This is a genomic window from Methanobrevibacter sp. UBA212, from assembly GCF_905233225.1.
Taxonomy (GTDB): Archaea; Methanobacteriota; Methanobacteria; order Methanobacteriales; family Methanobacteriaceae; genus Methanocatella.
In genome coordinates, this window is record NZ_CAJODJ010000002.1 from 1 (window position 1) to 16434 (window position 16434).

At 34.3% G+C, this 16434-nt stretch carries 26 protein-coding genes; 21 read left to right on the plus strand and 5 right to left on the minus strand.

All coding sequences use genetic code 11. The features are described from left to right. Positions 1-266: 266 nt before the first annotated feature. The 6 genes from QZ138_RS00305 (at position 267) to QZ138_RS11365 (ending at position 3588) form a co-directional block, all read left to right on the plus strand. Positions 267-1127, plus strand: coding sequence for a DUF1002 domain-containing protein (locus tag QZ138_RS00305; protein WP_292884769.1), 861 nt, complete (start codon positions 267-269; stop codon positions 1125-1127). Positions 1128-1268: 141 nt separating this feature from the next. Beyond that, positions 1269-2096, plus strand: coding sequence for a hypothetical protein (locus tag QZ138_RS00310; protein ID WP_292884772.1), 828 nt, complete (start codon positions 1269-1271; stop codon positions 2094-2096). A 419-nt stretch (positions 2097-2515) separates the two neighbouring features. Further along, the gene (locus QZ138_RS00315; RefSeq protein ID WP_292604074.1) at positions 2516-3103 is read left to right on the plus strand and encodes an acyltransferase; all 588 of its coding nucleotides are present in this window, start codon (positions 2516-2518) and stop codon (positions 3101-3103) included. Between the two features lie 21 nt (positions 3104-3124). Next, positions 3125-3286 carry a rubredoxin gene (locus QZ138_RS00320; protein ID WP_292604055.1) on the plus strand — a complete coding sequence of 54 codons (162 nt, stop codon included), beginning with the start codon at positions 3125-3127 and terminating at the stop codon, positions 3284-3286. Positions 3287-3346: 60 nt separating this feature from the next. Next, positions 3347-3466, plus strand: coding sequence for a rubredoxin (locus tag QZ138_RS00325; protein ID WP_292604057.1), 120 nt, complete (start codon positions 3347-3349; stop codon positions 3464-3466). 11 nt (positions 3467-3477) lie between these two features. Further along, a complete protein-coding gene (locus tag QZ138_RS11365) occupies positions 3478-3588 on the plus strand; it encodes a rubredoxin-like domain-containing protein (RefSeq protein ID WP_287412285.1) in 111 nt (36 codons plus the stop codon). A 12-nt stretch (positions 3589-3600) separates the two neighbouring features. Here the strand turns inward: QZ138_RS11365 and QZ138_RS00330 are convergent, their stop codons facing one another. Continuing rightward, complete coding sequence (locus QZ138_RS00330; protein WP_292884776.1) at positions 3601-4200, minus strand: YigZ family protein; 600 nt, start codon at positions 4198-4200, stop codon at positions 3601-3603. Positions 4201-4268: 68 nt separating this feature from the next. On the opposite strand from QZ138_RS00330, the gene QZ138_RS00335 reads away from it, so the two are divergent. Next, positions 4269-4718 carry a hypothetical protein gene (locus QZ138_RS00335; protein WP_292884779.1) on the plus strand — a complete coding sequence of 150 codons (450 nt, stop codon included), beginning with the start codon at positions 4269-4271 and terminating at the stop codon, positions 4716-4718. Between the two features lie 17 nt (positions 4719-4735). Here QZ138_RS00335 and arfB read toward each other — a convergent pair whose 3' ends face one another. From arfB to QZ138_RS00350, 3 genes are read right to left on the minus strand one after another with little or no spacing between them, the layout of a single operon-like run. Then, positions 4736-5428: a 2-amino-5-formylamino-6-ribosylaminopyrimidin-4(3H)-one 5'-monophosphate deformylase gene (gene arfB, locus QZ138_RS00340; protein WP_292884782.1), complete on the minus strand. Its 693-nt coding sequence runs from the start codon at positions 5426-5428 to the stop codon at positions 4736-4738. Positions 5429-5437: 9 nt separating this feature from the next. After that, complete coding sequence (locus QZ138_RS00345; protein ID WP_292604066.1) at positions 5438-5920, minus strand: RNA-binding protein; 483 nt, start codon at positions 5918-5920, stop codon at positions 5438-5440. Between the two features lie 53 nt (positions 5921-5973). Continuing rightward, positions 5974-6465: a type II toxin-antitoxin system antitoxin SocA domain-containing protein gene (locus QZ138_RS00350; RefSeq protein WP_292884785.1), complete on the minus strand. Its 492-nt coding sequence runs from the start codon at positions 6463-6465 to the stop codon at positions 5974-5976. Between the two features lie 292 nt (positions 6466-6757). On the opposite strand from QZ138_RS00350, the gene QZ138_RS00355 reads away from it, so the two are divergent. From QZ138_RS00355 to QZ138_RS00365, 3 genes are all read left to right on the plus strand, one after another. Then, the gene (locus QZ138_RS00355; RefSeq protein ID WP_292884787.1) at positions 6758-6988 is read left to right on the plus strand and encodes an LSm family protein; all 231 of its coding nucleotides are present in this window, start codon (positions 6758-6760) and stop codon (positions 6986-6988) included. 57 nt (positions 6989-7045) lie between these two features. Beyond that, positions 7046-7234 carry a 50S ribosomal protein L37e gene (locus QZ138_RS00360; protein WP_292884789.1) on the plus strand — a complete coding sequence of 63 codons (189 nt, stop codon included), beginning with the start codon at positions 7046-7048 and terminating at the stop codon, positions 7232-7234. Between the two features lie 159 nt (positions 7235-7393). Then, positions 7394-7804, plus strand: coding sequence for a hypothetical protein (locus tag QZ138_RS00365; protein WP_292603305.1), 411 nt, complete (start codon positions 7394-7396; stop codon positions 7802-7804). A 30-nt stretch (positions 7805-7834) separates the two neighbouring features. Here the strand turns inward: QZ138_RS00365 and QZ138_RS00370 are convergent, their stop codons facing one another. After that, positions 7835-8170 (minus strand): hypothetical protein, encoded by a 336-nt coding sequence (locus tag QZ138_RS00370; RefSeq protein WP_292884791.1) that lies wholly within the window; start codon positions 8168-8170, stop codon positions 7835-7837. Between the two features lie 161 nt (positions 8171-8331). On the opposite strand from QZ138_RS00370, the gene rnc reads away from it, so the two are divergent. From rnc to QZ138_RS00425, 11 genes are all read left to right on the plus strand, one after another. Continuing rightward, positions 8332-9003 carry a ribonuclease III gene (gene rnc, locus QZ138_RS00375; RefSeq protein WP_292884794.1) on the plus strand — a complete coding sequence of 224 codons (672 nt, stop codon included), beginning with the start codon at positions 8332-8334 and terminating at the stop codon, positions 9001-9003. Beyond that, positions 9004-10470, plus strand: coding sequence for a homoserine O-acetyltransferase (locus QZ138_RS00380; protein WP_292884797.1), 1467 nt, complete (start codon positions 9004-9006; stop codon positions 10468-10470). A gap of 82 nt (positions 10471-10552) precedes the next feature. After that, a complete protein-coding gene (locus QZ138_RS00385) occupies positions 10553-11197 on the plus strand; it encodes an AzlC family ABC transporter permease (RefSeq protein ID WP_292885001.1) in 645 nt (214 codons plus the stop codon). Next, complete coding sequence (locus tag QZ138_RS00390) at positions 11197-11511, plus strand: AzlD domain-containing protein (protein ID WP_292884799.1); 315 nt, start codon at positions 11197-11199, stop codon at positions 11509-11511. Before QZ138_RS00385 ends, QZ138_RS00390 begins: the two co-directional genes overlap by 1 nt. Positions 11512-11616: 105 nt before the next feature. Beyond that, positions 11617-12099 (plus strand): phosphatase PAP2 family protein, encoded by a 483-nt coding sequence (locus QZ138_RS00395; RefSeq protein ID WP_292884801.1) that lies wholly within the window; start codon positions 11617-11619, stop codon positions 12097-12099. 417 nt (positions 12100-12516) lie between these two features. Beyond that, positions 12517-12753 carry a helix-turn-helix transcriptional regulator gene (locus QZ138_RS00400; protein WP_116591747.1) on the plus strand — a complete coding sequence of 79 codons (237 nt, stop codon included), beginning with the start codon at positions 12517-12519 and terminating at the stop codon, positions 12751-12753. Positions 12754-12763: 10 nt separating this feature from the next. Then, a complete protein-coding gene (locus tag QZ138_RS00405; RefSeq protein ID WP_292884803.1) occupies positions 12764-13495 on the plus strand; it encodes a DUF4013 domain-containing protein in 732 nt (243 codons plus the stop codon). A gap of 10 nt (positions 13496-13505) precedes the next feature. Further along, positions 13506-14342, plus strand: a complete 837-nt coding sequence (locus QZ138_RS00410) for a DUF4013 domain-containing protein (RefSeq protein WP_292884806.1) — start codon at positions 13506-13508, stop codon at positions 14340-14342. A 61-nt stretch (positions 14343-14403) separates the two neighbouring features. After that, a complete protein-coding gene (locus tag QZ138_RS00415) occupies positions 14404-15321 on the plus strand; it encodes an ABC transporter ATP-binding protein (protein ID WP_292884808.1) in 918 nt (305 codons plus the stop codon). Positions 15322-15330: 9 nt separating this feature from the next. Continuing rightward, a complete protein-coding gene (locus QZ138_RS00420; RefSeq protein WP_292884811.1) occupies positions 15331-16056 on the plus strand; it encodes an ABC transporter permease in 726 nt (241 codons plus the stop codon). 72 nt (positions 16057-16128) lie between these two features. Beyond that, positions 16129-16404, plus strand: a complete 276-nt coding sequence (locus QZ138_RS00425) for a zinc ribbon domain-containing protein (protein ID WP_292884814.1) — start codon at positions 16129-16131, stop codon at positions 16402-16404. The last annotated feature ends 30 nt before the right edge of the window (positions 16405-16434 follow it).

The window sequence follows — 16434 nt, forward strand, 5'->3', positions numbered from 1 at the left end:
AAAAACCATTAAAAGATTTTTTTAACACTACAAAAAATATATATGACTATACAAATTATATAAACAAAGTGAGAGAGCATTTGAAAAGTAATTATTCAAAAAATATTGATTAAAAAAAATGACTCTGTGTCTTTTTGTGAAATTCATCTCCGACCTAAAAGAGGTCGGAGTATTCTTTCACTAATTTGATAAAATATTTCAAAAAACTATAACATTTATATACTAGTTTGGCTAATTTATGATAGGAATTCAGTGAGGTGAAAATAATGAAAAGAATTACTATAGCAATATTAGCTTTAATCCTAATGGGTCTGTTAATCCCAACAGGTTTTGCAACCGATTCCAATCTTGTAATAACATATGGTGAAAGCACTTATGCAAACAGTGATTATAAATCAGCTGTTGATGCATTCTTTGTAAATCAAGCAAATGTTGATTTGAAAAATGTGGACTCAAAAATAATCACTGCCGATCAGGTTAACAAAGTATCAAGCGGAATTACAGGTAAATCTTACTCCTCAGATCAAATATTTTCCTCAGCATTCCTTGATTTGAAAGACAATGATAATCTGGAGGTCAGTGTGGACAAGTCAAAGATTACCACAGTAACAGGTAACATGTACATTTCCGCATTGAAATCAGCAGGTATTACCAGTGGGCATGTTTATGTTACAAGTCCAATCCAAGCTACTGGTGAATCTGCTCTTGCAGGAATAATGAATGCATATGAGGAAGCTACTGATGTTAAAATTCCAGATAACGTAAAAGAAGCAGCAAACGATGAGATTTATACTCAAGCTGAAATCGTGGAAAACTCAGGTGTCGATGCGGAAAAATTATCAAAATTGGTTGATGATGTAAAACAGGAGGTATCCGGAGATAATGTGACAGATCACAATACAATTGTAAATATCATTAACAATTATGTCCAGAACAACAATCTCAACATTACAAATTCCGACATTGAAAACTTGGCGGACACTATTGAGCAAGTGCAAAACGTTCAAGGTGATGTAAACCATTACAAGGACCAAGTTGGCAATCTTTTGAATGGTGGAAATTCAACAGGCGGTTTTTCTCTTGACGCATTATTTGACTGGTTTAAATCATTTATTAATGGGATTTAATTCCCATTAACTTTTTTTACTATAAAGCATTTTATTTATATTATTTATTTATCATTAGATTCAGACTTAATATTCTGAGGTGGTATATTGAAATATTTTGGAAATATTTTAAAAATCTCGATTATATTAATTATTATCTTAATGGCTGTTGGGTCAATTCATGCTACAGATAATTCATCTTCTGAGGCAATTGATGATTCTGATGATGATTTCGAATTGGATGAAGATTTGGAAGATTTTGAATTGGATGATTATTTAGATGATTCTGATGATGAGGATTTGGATGATTCTGAATTGGATGATTATTTAGATGATTCTGATGATGAGGATTTGGACGATTCTGAGTTGGATGAAGATGAGGATAATCTGGATGATGGCTGGTCTGATTATTTGAAGAGTTATGATTATCTAGAATATAAGATTATTTCCTATCTGGAAAGATATGGTAACTGTAGTGAAGATAATTGGACTGAATCTGAGAGTTTCCATGATGAATATCAAATATATCTTGCTAATTCATCAGATTATACATTAAATAAAAGTGCAGAAGGTTATAATACCTATTTAAAGATTTTCGATTCAATAACCTCCACATTTGGAGATTATAATTTAACAAATAATCAAACCATGTTCTTAAAATTTTTAATAATCTATTATTTGAATAATTACGGTAATGTAAGTGCGAATTATACCTGGAACAAAAGTGAAAGCTTTGAAAATTATACTCCTCCTTTTGACTTTATGGCTGATGCAATGTGTTGCCGCATTGCAGGAAATGCAGCAGCAGGAGGATCTGGTTATTATTCAGAGGTTTATGCACCTTTAAGTTTTATTCAATCTAATAATTTGACTGATGTCAATCAAACTTCACACATTAATCAGACCATTACCGAAGCGCAAAATTCGCGGGATTTGAATATATTTGTATTTATATTGGTGCTGGTGATTATGATTTTAATGATTATTTAACTTTGTAGTTTCTTTTTGAAATTACATCTCTTTTTTTTTAACTCAATGGATTTTGCATAATTTTCAAGTAAATCACAAATTTTGACCGCTTAATATATATACTATTGAAAAACATAAATAAACTTAATAGCAAATTAAATTTAATTAAATGAAGGTTTGATAATATGGTTAGGTTTTCACAAACTCTTGATGATGCACCATCAAGAAATCAAAAAAAATATTATGCTCAACAGGGGGAACGACAGTATTATGAAGAACGCAATGCTGACTCCAGAACAATTGACGATATTGTCTACAGTCAGTTTCCTAGACCAAAACAGGTTAAAAGACCAGTTCGTAGGGATGATGAATATGTTAAGCCTGAAGCCTATGAACCGATTAATGTAATTCATGAACAACCTCAAATTGAAAGAGAATCTATCAAACCAGATTATTCCAAACCAGAATTGATTTTCCCTGCTGATCAAAATATTCAATTTGGTGTTGAGTATTCCCCAAATTCAAAACCGCCTGTTATTGGTAATAATTATACAATCCGTTCAAATTCAATCATCTACAATGATGTGGTCATCGGTGATAATTTCAGAACAGGACACAATGTTGTCATTCGTGAAAATACCAATATCGGTGATGATGTGCTGATCGGAACAAATACTGTTATTGAAGGTGATGTTATCATTGGAAATGATGTCAGCATTCAGTCTAATGTCTACATTCCAACCAATTCTGTAATTGAAGACAATGTATTTATCGGACCTTGTGCTTGTTTTACTAATGATAAGTATCCTGTAAGAATCAATTATGAACTTCAGGGACCTAAAATCAGACGTGGAGCTTCAATTGGAGGTAACACAACATTCCTGTCCAATGTTGAAATTGGTGAAGGGTCTATTGTAGCTGCTGGAGCTATTGTAATACATTCTGTTCCGCCGTTCTATTTGGCTATTGGAACACCTGCACGTATCAAACCGCTTCCAGACCATTTGAAAGTTCCTAACAGATTTTAATATTTATAATGGAGATTAATTATGGCTAAATATAAATGTAAGATTTGTGGATATGTTTTTGATGAAGATGACATTGAAGAAGGTTTAAATATTCCGGCAGGAACCAAATTTGATGATTTGCCAAGTTCATTTAAATGTCCTAAATGTAGAATGGCTAAAGCAATGTTTGAAAAAATAGATTAATTTTATATATTACAAAGATAAATAATAATAGTAATAACAAATTTAAGGAGATTGTTAATCATGGCAAAGTTTAAATGCAAATTATGTGGATTTGTCACTGACGAGTTTGATGAACTTCCAGAAGACTACAAATGTCCAATGTGCGGTGCAACTGCTGACATGTTTGAAAAAATTGAATAAGGTTGTTTAACATGGCTTATGTTTGTAAAGTTTGTGGTTTCGTTTTAGAAGAAGACGAATTACCGGAAGATTATGTATGCCCTGTTTGTGGCGTACCCGCAGCAAATTTTGAAGAACAATAGGTTCTTCATTTTTTAAATTTTTTCTAAAAACTGCTTATTTTTAAAATTGACTATTATTTTACCAGAGTATTTTCCAAATATCTTTTCTATATCTCGGTTGTCTTTTGACACGACATGATAATGCACTTTATCTGAATACTCCTTGTCGATCGCTTCAAGGGAATTGTTTCTGACTTCAGTGTCAGCTATTTTAATGTCTGAATATTCAAAAATAAGTTCATAGACATCATATTCCTCAATTTCAACAATGTTGGCTTGACCAACAGCTTCCATGACTGATTTGGAATATGCGCGAACAAGTCCTCCTGCACCAAGTTTGATTCCGCCAAAATATCTAGTGACGACTGCAGTTACATTATGGAGCTCATTTTTCCTTAAAACATTAATCATTGGTTTTCCTGCAGTTCCGCCGGGTTCTCCATCATCATCAAAGCCCTCTCCGTCGCCAACAATGTAGGCGGTGCAATTGTGAGTTGCGTCACTGTACTTCTGGTTTAGCCTTTGAATGATTTCCTTTGATTCCTTCTTGTTTTTGGTTGGGTAAAGCCCACATATGAACTGGGATTTTTTAATGTTAATTTCGCTTTGGACTGGTTCTTTAATAGTTTTCATAATATCAATATATTTATATATCTCGTCAAACATATTAAATTTAATTAATTTAATGAAAGGTGTTAATTGTGTCAAGTAGATCTGCTACAGTTTTAGTAATTTTTATAGTTGCTGTTCTTGCATTTTGTCTTGCAAGTGTCTTTGCAGCCATGACTGGTCCAATTTCAATTTTACCTAATCAAAGTCAATCCGGAGGAGTATTGGATAATCTTTCGGCAATCACTGATGATAATTCAAACAATAATAAGTATAATTATCAAGATTACAATGATTATTCCGATGATCATTCATCTAAGGATGATTCTAAAGTTGAAACAACTACGGATGATTCGTCAAGTAATTCGAATTCACATCAAAGTAGTTCGGATTCTAGTTCTACCCATAGTTCAACTTCATCTGATTCTTCTTCTTCCAAAAATAGTGGAGGTAGTAGTTCAAGTGATGTTGAAACTACAACAGATGATTCTTCTTCCAAAAGTGGTGGTAGCTCAAGTGATGTTGAAACTACAACTGGATAATCATCTTTCCTTTTTTTTTAAAAATCTAACAGTTTTTCGATATCAAATATTACAGAGTTAATTGCCAGATTGAATAGTCTGTGACCATATTCCTCATCGATGTAAACGCCGTTTTCTTCAACGTCTTTTGCACCTTCTTCAATGTTCGGGTCATCTCTGCGTGCCTGTTTAAATCCGTGCAGACCTACCTCTTCATACTCATTAACATTGGCCTGATTTTCAAGTTCTTCTTCATTGACAATGCCCAAAACTTTAGCCATTGATAGCTCTCCGCTGCCTCCGTGAGGGCCTTCTGAAGAGATTACCTTATTGTTGAATGTAATTGCTAAGTCTGTCTTGTCTTCGATGTCCCACAATTCCGCCATCAAGGGAATGTTTCCTCCATGTGCATTGACGATAACTGCCTTTTCGATATTGAGGAATTTTTTGGCTTGGTTTAATGTAGTGATGACATTTTCTTTTAGCTCATCAAGGGAAACGTGGACTCCATGGTCAATTGTGTCCAGTTCATATGCTGGAAATATTATTCCTAAAAATTTGGCTCCGGTTAAAAGGGATGACTGAAAGGCGATGTGGGCTCCAATTTTGGCGTCAGTGTCGATTGGCAATGCAGGACCATGATTTTCCAGATGTGATCCTAGTGCAATTATTCCGATTTTGTGAACTCCAGGGTCTCTGATGTTTCCTGCTCTGTATCTTAGCTCTGCCATCTCATCACCTTATATTTCAAAGTTCCAGATGTCGTCGCCCACGTAATGTTTGGTTTCAACGGCTTTTCCGGAATCATTTGCAACCATTTCTTCCCCGCTGATTAGGCTCACTCCCATGGCCAATGGTTTTCCATGGGTTTCATCAATTATTAGAACAATGTCTCCAGGTTCAACGCCTTCGGAAGCATCAACAATTCCTGGGCTCATGATATCGGCACCATTGCTTACAAATCTGATGGCTCCCATGTCCACAGTAACGGTTTTTGCATCAATCTGATTGGCAAGTGCTGCCTTAAGTGTTGGGAATGGTTTATCATCAATAATTATAATGTAAGGTTCTCCATCTACCAAAATAAATGAATTAGGTTCCGCTTCAAGTATTTCAACATTCTTTTTTCCTTGAAGTAAATCTCCATATTCTCCCAATTCGGCTTTTATCTCTTTAATTTTCTTTTTTTTCAAGAAATTTCTTTTTTTGACTTTAATTACCATGATATCCCAATATTATTTTATTGAATAATATTTTGTATTTAAAATAAATAAACTTATTTGTTAATTAAGGAATATTCCTCATCTCTTGAAAAAACATATCTGAAATCTATAGGCTCACCAAACTCCGCAACGCTTATTGGAGAATCTCTTTTTGCATATTTTGTTATTGTGGTTGCATTCTCATTGCTTAGCTTGCTGATTGCATTGTTGATTATCTCAAGTTCCCTCTGGCTGAATTTGAGATCGGGTATTATGATTAGATAATATCTGTAGATTGTCCTGTTATAATAGGGTTCTTTTCTAAAAAATAGATAGTTTTTTGATATCAGCTCTTCGCTGATTTCCCTGAAATGCGTTGGTCTTATTCCTCTTTTTGATTTTATATAGGTTTCATTTGTCAGAAGTTCGCCGTAAAGCTCATAATAATTGAAATCAATGAAATAGAGTATGCTGCAAAGAACAGTCTTTCCAAAATTTGGTTTTTGATGGCATTGGGATAATATGTACATTATCAGGTCGATATACTTTTCACGGTTGAATCTCATGGGTATCACGATGATGGTTGGATGGAAATATTTTTGTATGAGATTCAATTTAAGTAAAGTGTGAGAGCATTTGAAAAGTAATCGTTGTTAATTATTACTGTCAAGGATAGTTTTTTCTTATATTTTGCCTAAATTAAGGTAACCTTTATATAGTAGGTTATCTATAATTAATAGTATTAGTTTTAATTAGGTTTTGTCTTATCTTAACTTGATTATATTATGTCTAATAAAGAGTAGTATTTACTCTATTCATATTAAAAAACTAAAATTTGTAATAATATAAGGTGATATAATGAGCGGACAAAATGTTCAAAGACCACTTGACGCATTAGGAAAATCTGTGGATGCTCCTGTTTTATTAAAACTCAAAGGAGATCGTGAATTTAGAGGTATACTTAAGAGCTTTGATTTACACATGAACTTAGTTCTTAATGATGCAGAAGAGTTACAAGACGGAGAAGTAACAAGAAAACTCGGTGTTGTGCTCATTAGAGGAGACAATATTGTTTATATTTCACCATAAGTATTATTCAATACTTTTCTAGATTATATTTTTACGATAGCTTAAGGAGGTGTATCAATGTCAAAGGGAACTCCATCAATGGGTAAAAAGAATAAAAAAACCCATATCAGATGTAGAAGATGTGGTAAAAACACTTACCATGTACGTAAAAAAGTCTGTGCTTCTTGTGGATTCGGTAGATCCAGCAAATTAAGGAGATACAGTTGGCAAAATAAAAAATCAACTACTAGACAAAGATTAGTATAAGTTGATTGAAATTTTGAAGATTATTTTAATAATCTTCTTCAAAATACTTTTTTTTAATTAATGCTTAATTTCATAGAACTTTTTTTTAGATAACTTTATTAACTATTTTTGATTAATTTAGTTCTAAGCATGATGAAATGATTTTCAGGAGGTCATAATATGACTGATTTAAATGAAATTGCTCGTGAACATGATGTAGATTTAGAAAACTGTGTTGTTTTTGTAAGAGGTAATGATGATATTTTAGCTGTGGATATTTCCAATGCCGGAATTAGACAAAGAAGTGATGATACCATGGGTTTTACTTTTTCAATTGCTCCAAAACAGGCATTGGCACTTGAAGAATACTTCAATAAATTCACAACCGGTGAAAAATTCTATTTTGATATTTCACAAACAGGATATAGGCCGGTTTATTATAGGGGATTATCTCCAATGACTAAGGAAGTCAGTCAGGAATATGAACCAAAATTCAATATTACATTATTTGCTCAAAAGGCAATTGTCGAACCGGAAGATTCATATTTCGCACCGACCTGTGCCTGCTGCGAGTTTTGCCATATTGATTAGGCTTTGAAATTTAAAAAAAGGGGAGAACTTCTACAGTTCTCCGTCCAGGGCATCCCATAGGTCTACTGCCCATCCTTGCTTGCCGTCGATTACCATGTCAAGCAATCTTACTTTTCCTTCTTTAAAGCGGAACAGCCTGTAGTCCAGTTGTGGCTTTTTAGCGCTGCCTTCTTTGTTGCAGTCAAGATAGATTCCTTCGCTGTATTCTTCTTCGAAATTTCCTGCTTGCACAAACTCTCCAACTAAGGAATATCCGTTTTTAACACTTTTATCTAACTGATCTACTGTTTTTAACCATCCGCCTTGTGCTCTGAATTTTATGTCTGGATCGATTCTTGTTATCTCTTCTTGCCAATTAAGTATCATTATACCAAATCCTTTTTTAATTCTAATTTGGTATTTTCATATATAAATGAAAAGTGCGAGAGCATTTGAAAAGTAATATTTATAACTATTGTTATATATACTTATATATAAGTTCAGTTATATAATAAATAATATTATTAAATATCAAGTCTGGGCTTTAAATGAATTTATTTGAAAAATTTAATATTGAAACTGATGATGAACATTTATATGAGGTTGCATTTACACATGCTTCATATGCAACCATTCATGATTTGGATTATAATTATGAAAGACTGGAGTTTCTAGGAGATTCAGTTTTGAGTTTGATTGTATCCGAATATTTATTTAAAAAATATCCCCATTATGAGGAAGGGGAATTAACTAAAAAAAGGTCCAATTATGTTTGTCAAAATGCATTGATTTATTACTCTCAAAAGTTAAAGTTAAAGGATTACCTTCGTGTTGCGGCTGAAGAGTCCAATTTGACAAAAAATGAGGTAATATCCATAACTGCGGATATTTTCGAATCATTTTTGGGAGCAATATTTATAGATCAGGGCATAGAATTTGCAAAGGAATTCATTTCCAAATGGATTTTTAAATATATTGACCAGGAAAGAGTGTTCTTTGAAGATTACAAATCAGCAATGAAGGAATACGGTGATGCTGAAGAGGTTTCTATTGAATATCAAATATTGAAGGAATATGGTGTTCCTCATGATAAGACATTCATTATGGCCTGCCTGATTGACGGTCAGGAAATGGGTGTTGGAAGAGGTAAAAATAAAAAAGAAGCTGAACAAGCAGCTGCAAAAGGCGCAATGCGTAAATTAAGGCTAGGGAGAAATTAGATGAACAAAGAATCTGTAGGTGTTGTTGAGACAAAATATTTCCACATTGAAGAACCGATTGATTTGGACAGTGGAGAGGTTATAGACGAAGTTACTGTAGCCTATGAAACATATGGTGAACTCAACAAGGAAAAATCCAATGCTATCTTAATTTGCCATGCATTGACTGGTGATGCGCATGCTGCAGGATGGCATGAGGGAGACAAGAAACCCGGTTGGTGGGAAATTGTAATAGGTCCTGGAAAAGCTTTGAATACTGAAAAATATTTCATAATATGTTCCAATGTTTTAGGAGGATGTAAGGGAACAACAGGTCCAAGTTCAATAAATCCGAAGACAGGCAAGGAATACGGTTTGGATTTTCCCGTCATTACAATTGGTGATATGGTTAAGGTTCAAAAGAAGCTTATTGATTCATTCGATATTACTCAGTTGGCTGCCATTATTGGTGGCTCAATGGGCGGAATGCAGGTTCTTGAATGGATGGTTTCATATCCCGCAATGATGAAAAAGGCAATTCCGATAGCAACAGCTGCCATGTCCTCTCCACAGCAAATTGCATTTAATGCTGTAGGGCGCCAATCAATATTTTCTGATCCGCATTGGAAAGGCGGAAATTACTATGAATCAGGTGTGATTCCGCGAAATGGATTGTCTTTGGCCCGTATGATTGCTCACATTACCTATTTAAGCGATGAATCCATGGACATCAAATTCGGACGAGGTCTTCAGGATAAGGATGAAATCAGTTATGACTTTTCACTCGATTTCCAGGTTGAAAGCTACTTGAAGCATCAAGGAGAAACCTTTGTAAAACGTTTTGATGCAAACAGTTACCTGTACATTACAAAAGCCGTTGACCTGTTTGATTTGTCAATAAACGATTCATTGATTGACGGGTTTAAGAATGTTGAAGCAAAAGTCCAAGTGCTTTCTGTCGATTCAGATTGGCTTTATCCGACTGAACAAAGTACTGATATTGTGACTGCCCTGAATGCAAACAACGTTGATGTATCATTCTCGGAAATCAAATCAAACTATGGGCACGATGCATTTCTGCTTGAAAAGGGACAGCTCAATTATCTATTTGCAAATTTCCTATCAGAAAGTGTCGTCGAAGACCTGATGATGGAAAACATTGCCACTATCAAGGCAGATGCAGATGTTGTTGAAGCGGCTAAATTGATGTTGGATAAGCATGTTACCCACATTCCGGTTGTCACTGATGAAAACAAATTGATAGGAATTGTAACAAGCTGGGACTTGTCCAAATCCATCGCTACCGACTCAAATCATCTGACTGACATCATGACAACAACAGTCAAGTACTGTAATGCCGGAGATACAATAGAGGAGATTGCTCGGTATATGCGCAAATTCGACATATCATGTCTTCCTGTCGTTGATGAGGACATGGTCGTTTTAGGATTGATTACAACAGATCAAATCAGTAATTTACTCAGCTAAATTACACTTTTTTTTAATTTTTTGGAGAGATATTATTTCAAGGACTGCTAAATTCATTGATGGTGCCAAAAAGGGTATTCCGATTACTTTCGGTTATGTTCCGATGGGTATTGGATATGCGGCAATTGCCATAAAAGCGGGAATGACTCCTTTTGAGACCATTTCAATGTCTTTTCTGGTATATGCTGGAGCGGGACAGATTATTGCGGCATCCATGGTTTTGAGCGGTGCGACTGCAATGGCAATCATACTGACCAATTTTGTAGTTAACTTGAGGTATTTTGTGATGTCCACTTGTGTATTGAACAAGATTGAAGATTCAAACACTCCTTTAAATATATTGGCGGCCCATGTGACTGTCGACGAGTCCTTTGCAATGTTTTCATTAAGTGAGGATTCAAGCATCTGGACATATCTCGGAATTGCAATAACCGCATGGCTGAGCTGGTGTCTGGGAGCGGGAATAGGTGTTGTCCTTTTGGATCTGCTTCCGGTAATTGTCACAAACAGTTTCAACATTTCATTATATGCACTGTTTGTAGCCATATTGACACCTGCAGTAAAGGAATCCAGACAGATTGCCCTGTTGGTATTGGTAACTGCAGTTTTAAACATTGTCCTAAGTCAGTTTTTGGGCAACTGGTCCCTAATCGTTTCCACTTTGGTTGGAGCGGCAATTGGAATGTATATAGTTGATGATGAATACTTGATTTCAGGTGATGCATAATGGATTATATGGCTTTGGTTATTTTGGGCTGTGCGGTCGTGACATTCATTCCAAGACTGATTCCTGCATTGTTCATCGATAAGTTGGAGTTCCCTCCAAAAGTCGAGAAATTCCTGAATCTGATTCCTTACACTGCCCTTGCGGCACTGATATGTCCGGGGGTTTTGACTGTTGACAATCAGCTGTGGTATATAGGATTGATAGGAGCCATTGTGGCAGCGGGACTTGCCTGGAAGAGGGTTCCCCTTGGAGCCATTGTAATATTGACTGTGGTGATTCTAATTGCGGTCTATTCGATCGTACCCTTCTTTTAGGGAATTATAGGATAAAAAAGGAGAATTATAATGTTCGGTAATGTTAATGTAGATTTATTTTATTTTTTCAATCACAATTTTCAAAATCCTATTTTTGATTCTATAATGCCGATAGTGACCCACTTTGGAGGATTTAAGGTATTGATAGTTGTGCTGATTGCTATTATAGCATATGCACATTTAAAAAATAAGAAAACTCTTAAAAGAATCACTATGTTTGCATTGTTTGCATTTTTATGCTCTGATGTTGTTACCGCTATCTTAAAGCATCTGATTATGGAACCGAGACCTTTTGTAACTTTGGATAATGTGCGTTTGCTGATTGTGGAAACCGATCCCCTTTCATTTCCATCTGGCCATACCACTTCAACAGTGTCATTCGTAACATTTTTTGTATTGAACATGAAGGAATTGGCCAAAAAGCATTATAAGATAATTGATGCCGTATTAATATTATTTGCAGTCACAATCCCATTTTCAAGAATGTATGTCGGTGTGCACTATCCTGGTGATGTCCTGGCAGGTGCTGTTATCGGTATTTTAGGTGCATGGCTTGTCAACAGGTATAGAACACGAGTGAGAGCTTAATTCAAGCAGAATTTTTTTTGGGAAAATGCTTTGGTAATTGTATAAGTTTTTTCTGCTTGGAACTATTTTTTCTAACAAAATATGTTATACAAATGTTACATATGTTAAAGATACATTACCTCATATATAAACTTTTCGTTTTTAATTTTTTTAAAAAAATTAATTTATTATTTGTTAAATTCTAATTTAATATAAATATTTATTTTATTTATTAAAAATAAATATTAAAATTGTTTTTTATAAGATTTAATAAGTATTTAACATATATTTTATTTTTTTAATTGATTATATTAATTTTTATATTAACCATAAAGTTTATATACTATGTAATATAACATTAACATATGTAATTAGTTTTTAACATAATTACTGAAGTACTTAAATACTTTTTTGCAAAAAATTAATTTGTGGATTACTATGAGAACCATGATTAAATATTTAAGACAAGAGCTCAAGATGAGCCAAAAAGAATTGGGTGATAAAGTTGGAGTTACCCGGCAAACAATTAACGCGCTTGAAAATGGCAGGTACAATCCTTCTTTATTTTTAGCTTATGAAATAACCCAAGTTTTTAATAAAATGATGTTTAAGGGAGATCGAGAAAAATATTTTGTTATGGAAGAAATATTTATTTTCGATGATGATTACTATTAGGTGATAAAAAATGATTTTAGATATATACAAAGATTCACTGGAATATTCAGCCAAGGACTGGAAAACTTTAGTGATATTGGGGGTAATCTGTTTTTTCAGCTTCTTATTGCTTCCGGCATTTCTGATTACTGGTTATAATTATAGAGTTATCAACACTGCAGTACATGGAGTTATCAACGGTAGGGATCCACTGCCGGACTTTGAAGATTTGATAAGCATGTTTGTTGATGGAGTAAAGTTTGTAATAGTTCAGATTTTGTATCTGCTCGTGCCGGCAATTATCTTTTTGATATTCGCCCTTGTTGCAGGACAGACAAATGGTGTTGCTGCATCTGCAATAATGATTATCGGATGCATAATAACATTTGTCGCTTTTGTTGTTGCAGAGCTGATGGCTCAAATGGGAATATGTCACATGGCATACAATGACGGTGCATTCTCAAAGGCATTTGCTATAAGTGAAATAAAAGAGGTCATAGATGAAATCGGATGGTTTGAATGCATTGCAACCTTCTTGGGATTGATAATCATAACTTTTGTTATTTTATTTGTTGTTTCAGCAATTATTGGAATAATATTTACAGCATTCGGCGTCTCCACTGCTATTTTAGGTATTAACCCAAGTTCAATATTCATTTTAGGTGCTCTAATCAACATACTAATTACAATGTTCCTGGTCGGACCGTACGTGAGCATATTCAATTCAAGATCAATCGGATTGTTGTACACAATGCAGATATAAGGTGATTTTTATGGCAAGCATTACTGACTGCGTCGTTGAAGGATTGAAATATCCTTTCAATGACATTAAAAAACTTTTGGGAGTTGGAATATTATTTGTAATAATTGATTTGCTTTCAATTGTTTTCACCATTAAGACTGTTGATGTAACCAAAATGATTATAGGCACTTTAGAAAAAACCAATGCAACCGCATTCAATCTAAACTTTTCTCAATTGCCTAATGGTGACATATATTTGGCTATTGCGATACTTGTAGTGGGATTCATTGTGTCATTGATTATACTGGGATATCTGTATGATGTCGTCAAATTCTCAATAAACAGGAAAGATGACCTTCCGGAATTTGGGGACATCGGGGGCATGTTTATCAGGGGAGTAAAGTATTTCCTTGTAAGCCTTGCATACAGCATTCCTTCAATGATTGTGACATTTTTAGCAATACTGGTAACAAACAACTCATCAGCATGGCCAGTCATAATGATAATTTCAGTTTTAGTGATGATAATTTGTTATTTCTTCATGATTATGGCATTGAACAACATGATTGCTCATGACAGCATTAAAAAGGCATTTGACTTTAGCGAAATAATGGGCAATATCTCTAATCTCGGATGGATCAAATATATTGGAATAATCCTGTTTACAGTGATAGTTTTCATGATTATCAACATAGCTATAGGAATTGTCATGAGCTTTTTGACTGTAATATTTGCGGCGACTATTAACAATCAGGCAATAGTCATATCAACAGTCATATCAGCAATTGAAGCATTATTCGTAACCTCATATTGGAGCGTATTTTTCAGTAGGGTTTGCGGATCGATATATAGAGAATCGGTCAAATAGTTGGGACGTTTTTAACCGTTCCATTTTATTTTTTTAAGTAATTTTATAGGGAGTTTTTAATATGGTAGACTACGTTATCGAAACTAACAATCTGTCAAAAACATATTCCAGAAAGAAGGTTGTCAATTCAGTTAATATGCATGTTGAAAAGGGAAAGATTTATGGTCTTTTGGGTAAAAACGGTGCCGGAAAAACCACAACAATGTGCATGCTATTGAACCTCACATATCCAAGCAATGGAGAAATATTCCTTTTCGGAAAGGATCCTAAAAGATATTCAAATGAAATCTATCCTAAAATAGGTTCAATCATTGAAACTCCAGGATTTTACGAGAATCTGACAGCATATGAGAACTTGAAAATCATTGGAAAAATAAGGGGGAACTATAATCCTCAAAAAATCAGGTTAGTTCTTGAAATGGTTAATTTGGCAGATGATAAATCAAAAAGATTCAAAGATTTCTCATTGGGCATGAAGCAACGTTTGGGAATAGCTGCAGCTATTTTGCATAATCCTGAATTGCTGATTTTAGACGAACCGATTAACGGTCTTGACCCTTTTGGAATTAAGGAAATCAGGACATTGCTTAAAAGATTGTCTCATGAATTCGGAATAACGATTCTCATTTCATCGCATATATTGAGTGAGATTGAAAATCTTGCCGATGTCATAGGTTTCATGGACAATGGTGTTTTAATCGATGAAATCTCAAGGGAGGAATTGCATGACAGGTTAAACAAGTTTGTTGAATTTGAAGTATCTGACATTGGTCTTGCACTCAATGTCTTTAAGAGATTGGAGCTTAGGGAAAATGAGGATTATACATTTGACAACAATACTATCCGTCTCTATTCTCATTTGGACATAAGGGACAAATTTAATGCATTGTTTGTTAAGGCAGGAATTGATGTTAGAAAGGTGAACTTATGTGAAGAGAACTTGGAAGAGTTCTTTACAAGATTCGTTTCCAATAATTGAGGTGATAAGATGTTAACTTTCATAGAAATGGAATTTTTAAAACTAAAACGATCAAATATTTTCCTGTTGAGCTTAATTGGAGCCATTTTACCTCCAATTTTAATGTTCATTGCAGTTTTTGCATTTGATGAAGGCCACACTTTCGAATTGCTGTTCAGTAATGTAAATATGTACATGTCAGCATTATTTGCAATTCTGCTTTATGCAATAATGATTTCCTACCTGTTTGGAAGGGAATACAATGAACATACTCTAAAAACAATGCTTACCATTCCCGTATCCAGAGGAAAATTCTTGCTCAGTAAATATGTCATGTTTTTAGTATGGATTTTAATATTGACGGTAGTTACAAGCCTGTCGACTATGTTATTGGGTTTTGTTGCAGGGCTTGATGGATTCAGTCTAAAACTCTTCATTGATAGCTTCGCTCAACTCCTCTTTGCAAATGTGTTGTTGTTTTTAACATTCTCTCCATTTGTATTTATTTCATTGTTCATTACAAATATGGTTCCTGCAATGGTTGGAGGAGCAGGCCTTGCATTGGTCAATATGCTGATTTATGGCCAGACATGGGCACCATATGTTCCATGGGTGTGTCCATATTTGATTGCATCCGGTGAGATTGCAGAGTATAGTTCAAGCATTACTCTATCTTACGCGGTTATATTGGTGACTTTTGCGATTGGATTAGTTATCTCATATATTTACTTTACAAAGACCGATGTTTCACTTTAGGTTTACTTTTCAAATGCTCTCTCAAAGAGTTTAAATATTGTGATGTTGAAATATTAGGTTGGACGTGATACTATGAATGACTTTGAAAATCAAAAGTTTTGCCAATCCTGTGCAATGCCTATGGCAGATGAAGAACTCTTTGGAACCAATGCTGATGGCAGCAAAAACGAAGATTATTGCATATACTGCTTTAAGGATGGAGAATTCACATCAGACATGTCAATGGATGAAATGATGAATTTCTGCATAGACAAGATGGTTGAAGTTCATCCGGAAATTGACAAGGAGCAGGCAAGTGCAATGATGGGCGAAGTATTTCCTAAATTAAAAAGATGGGCAAATGATTAATTGACCCGTCAATTCTTTTTTTAAATTTTA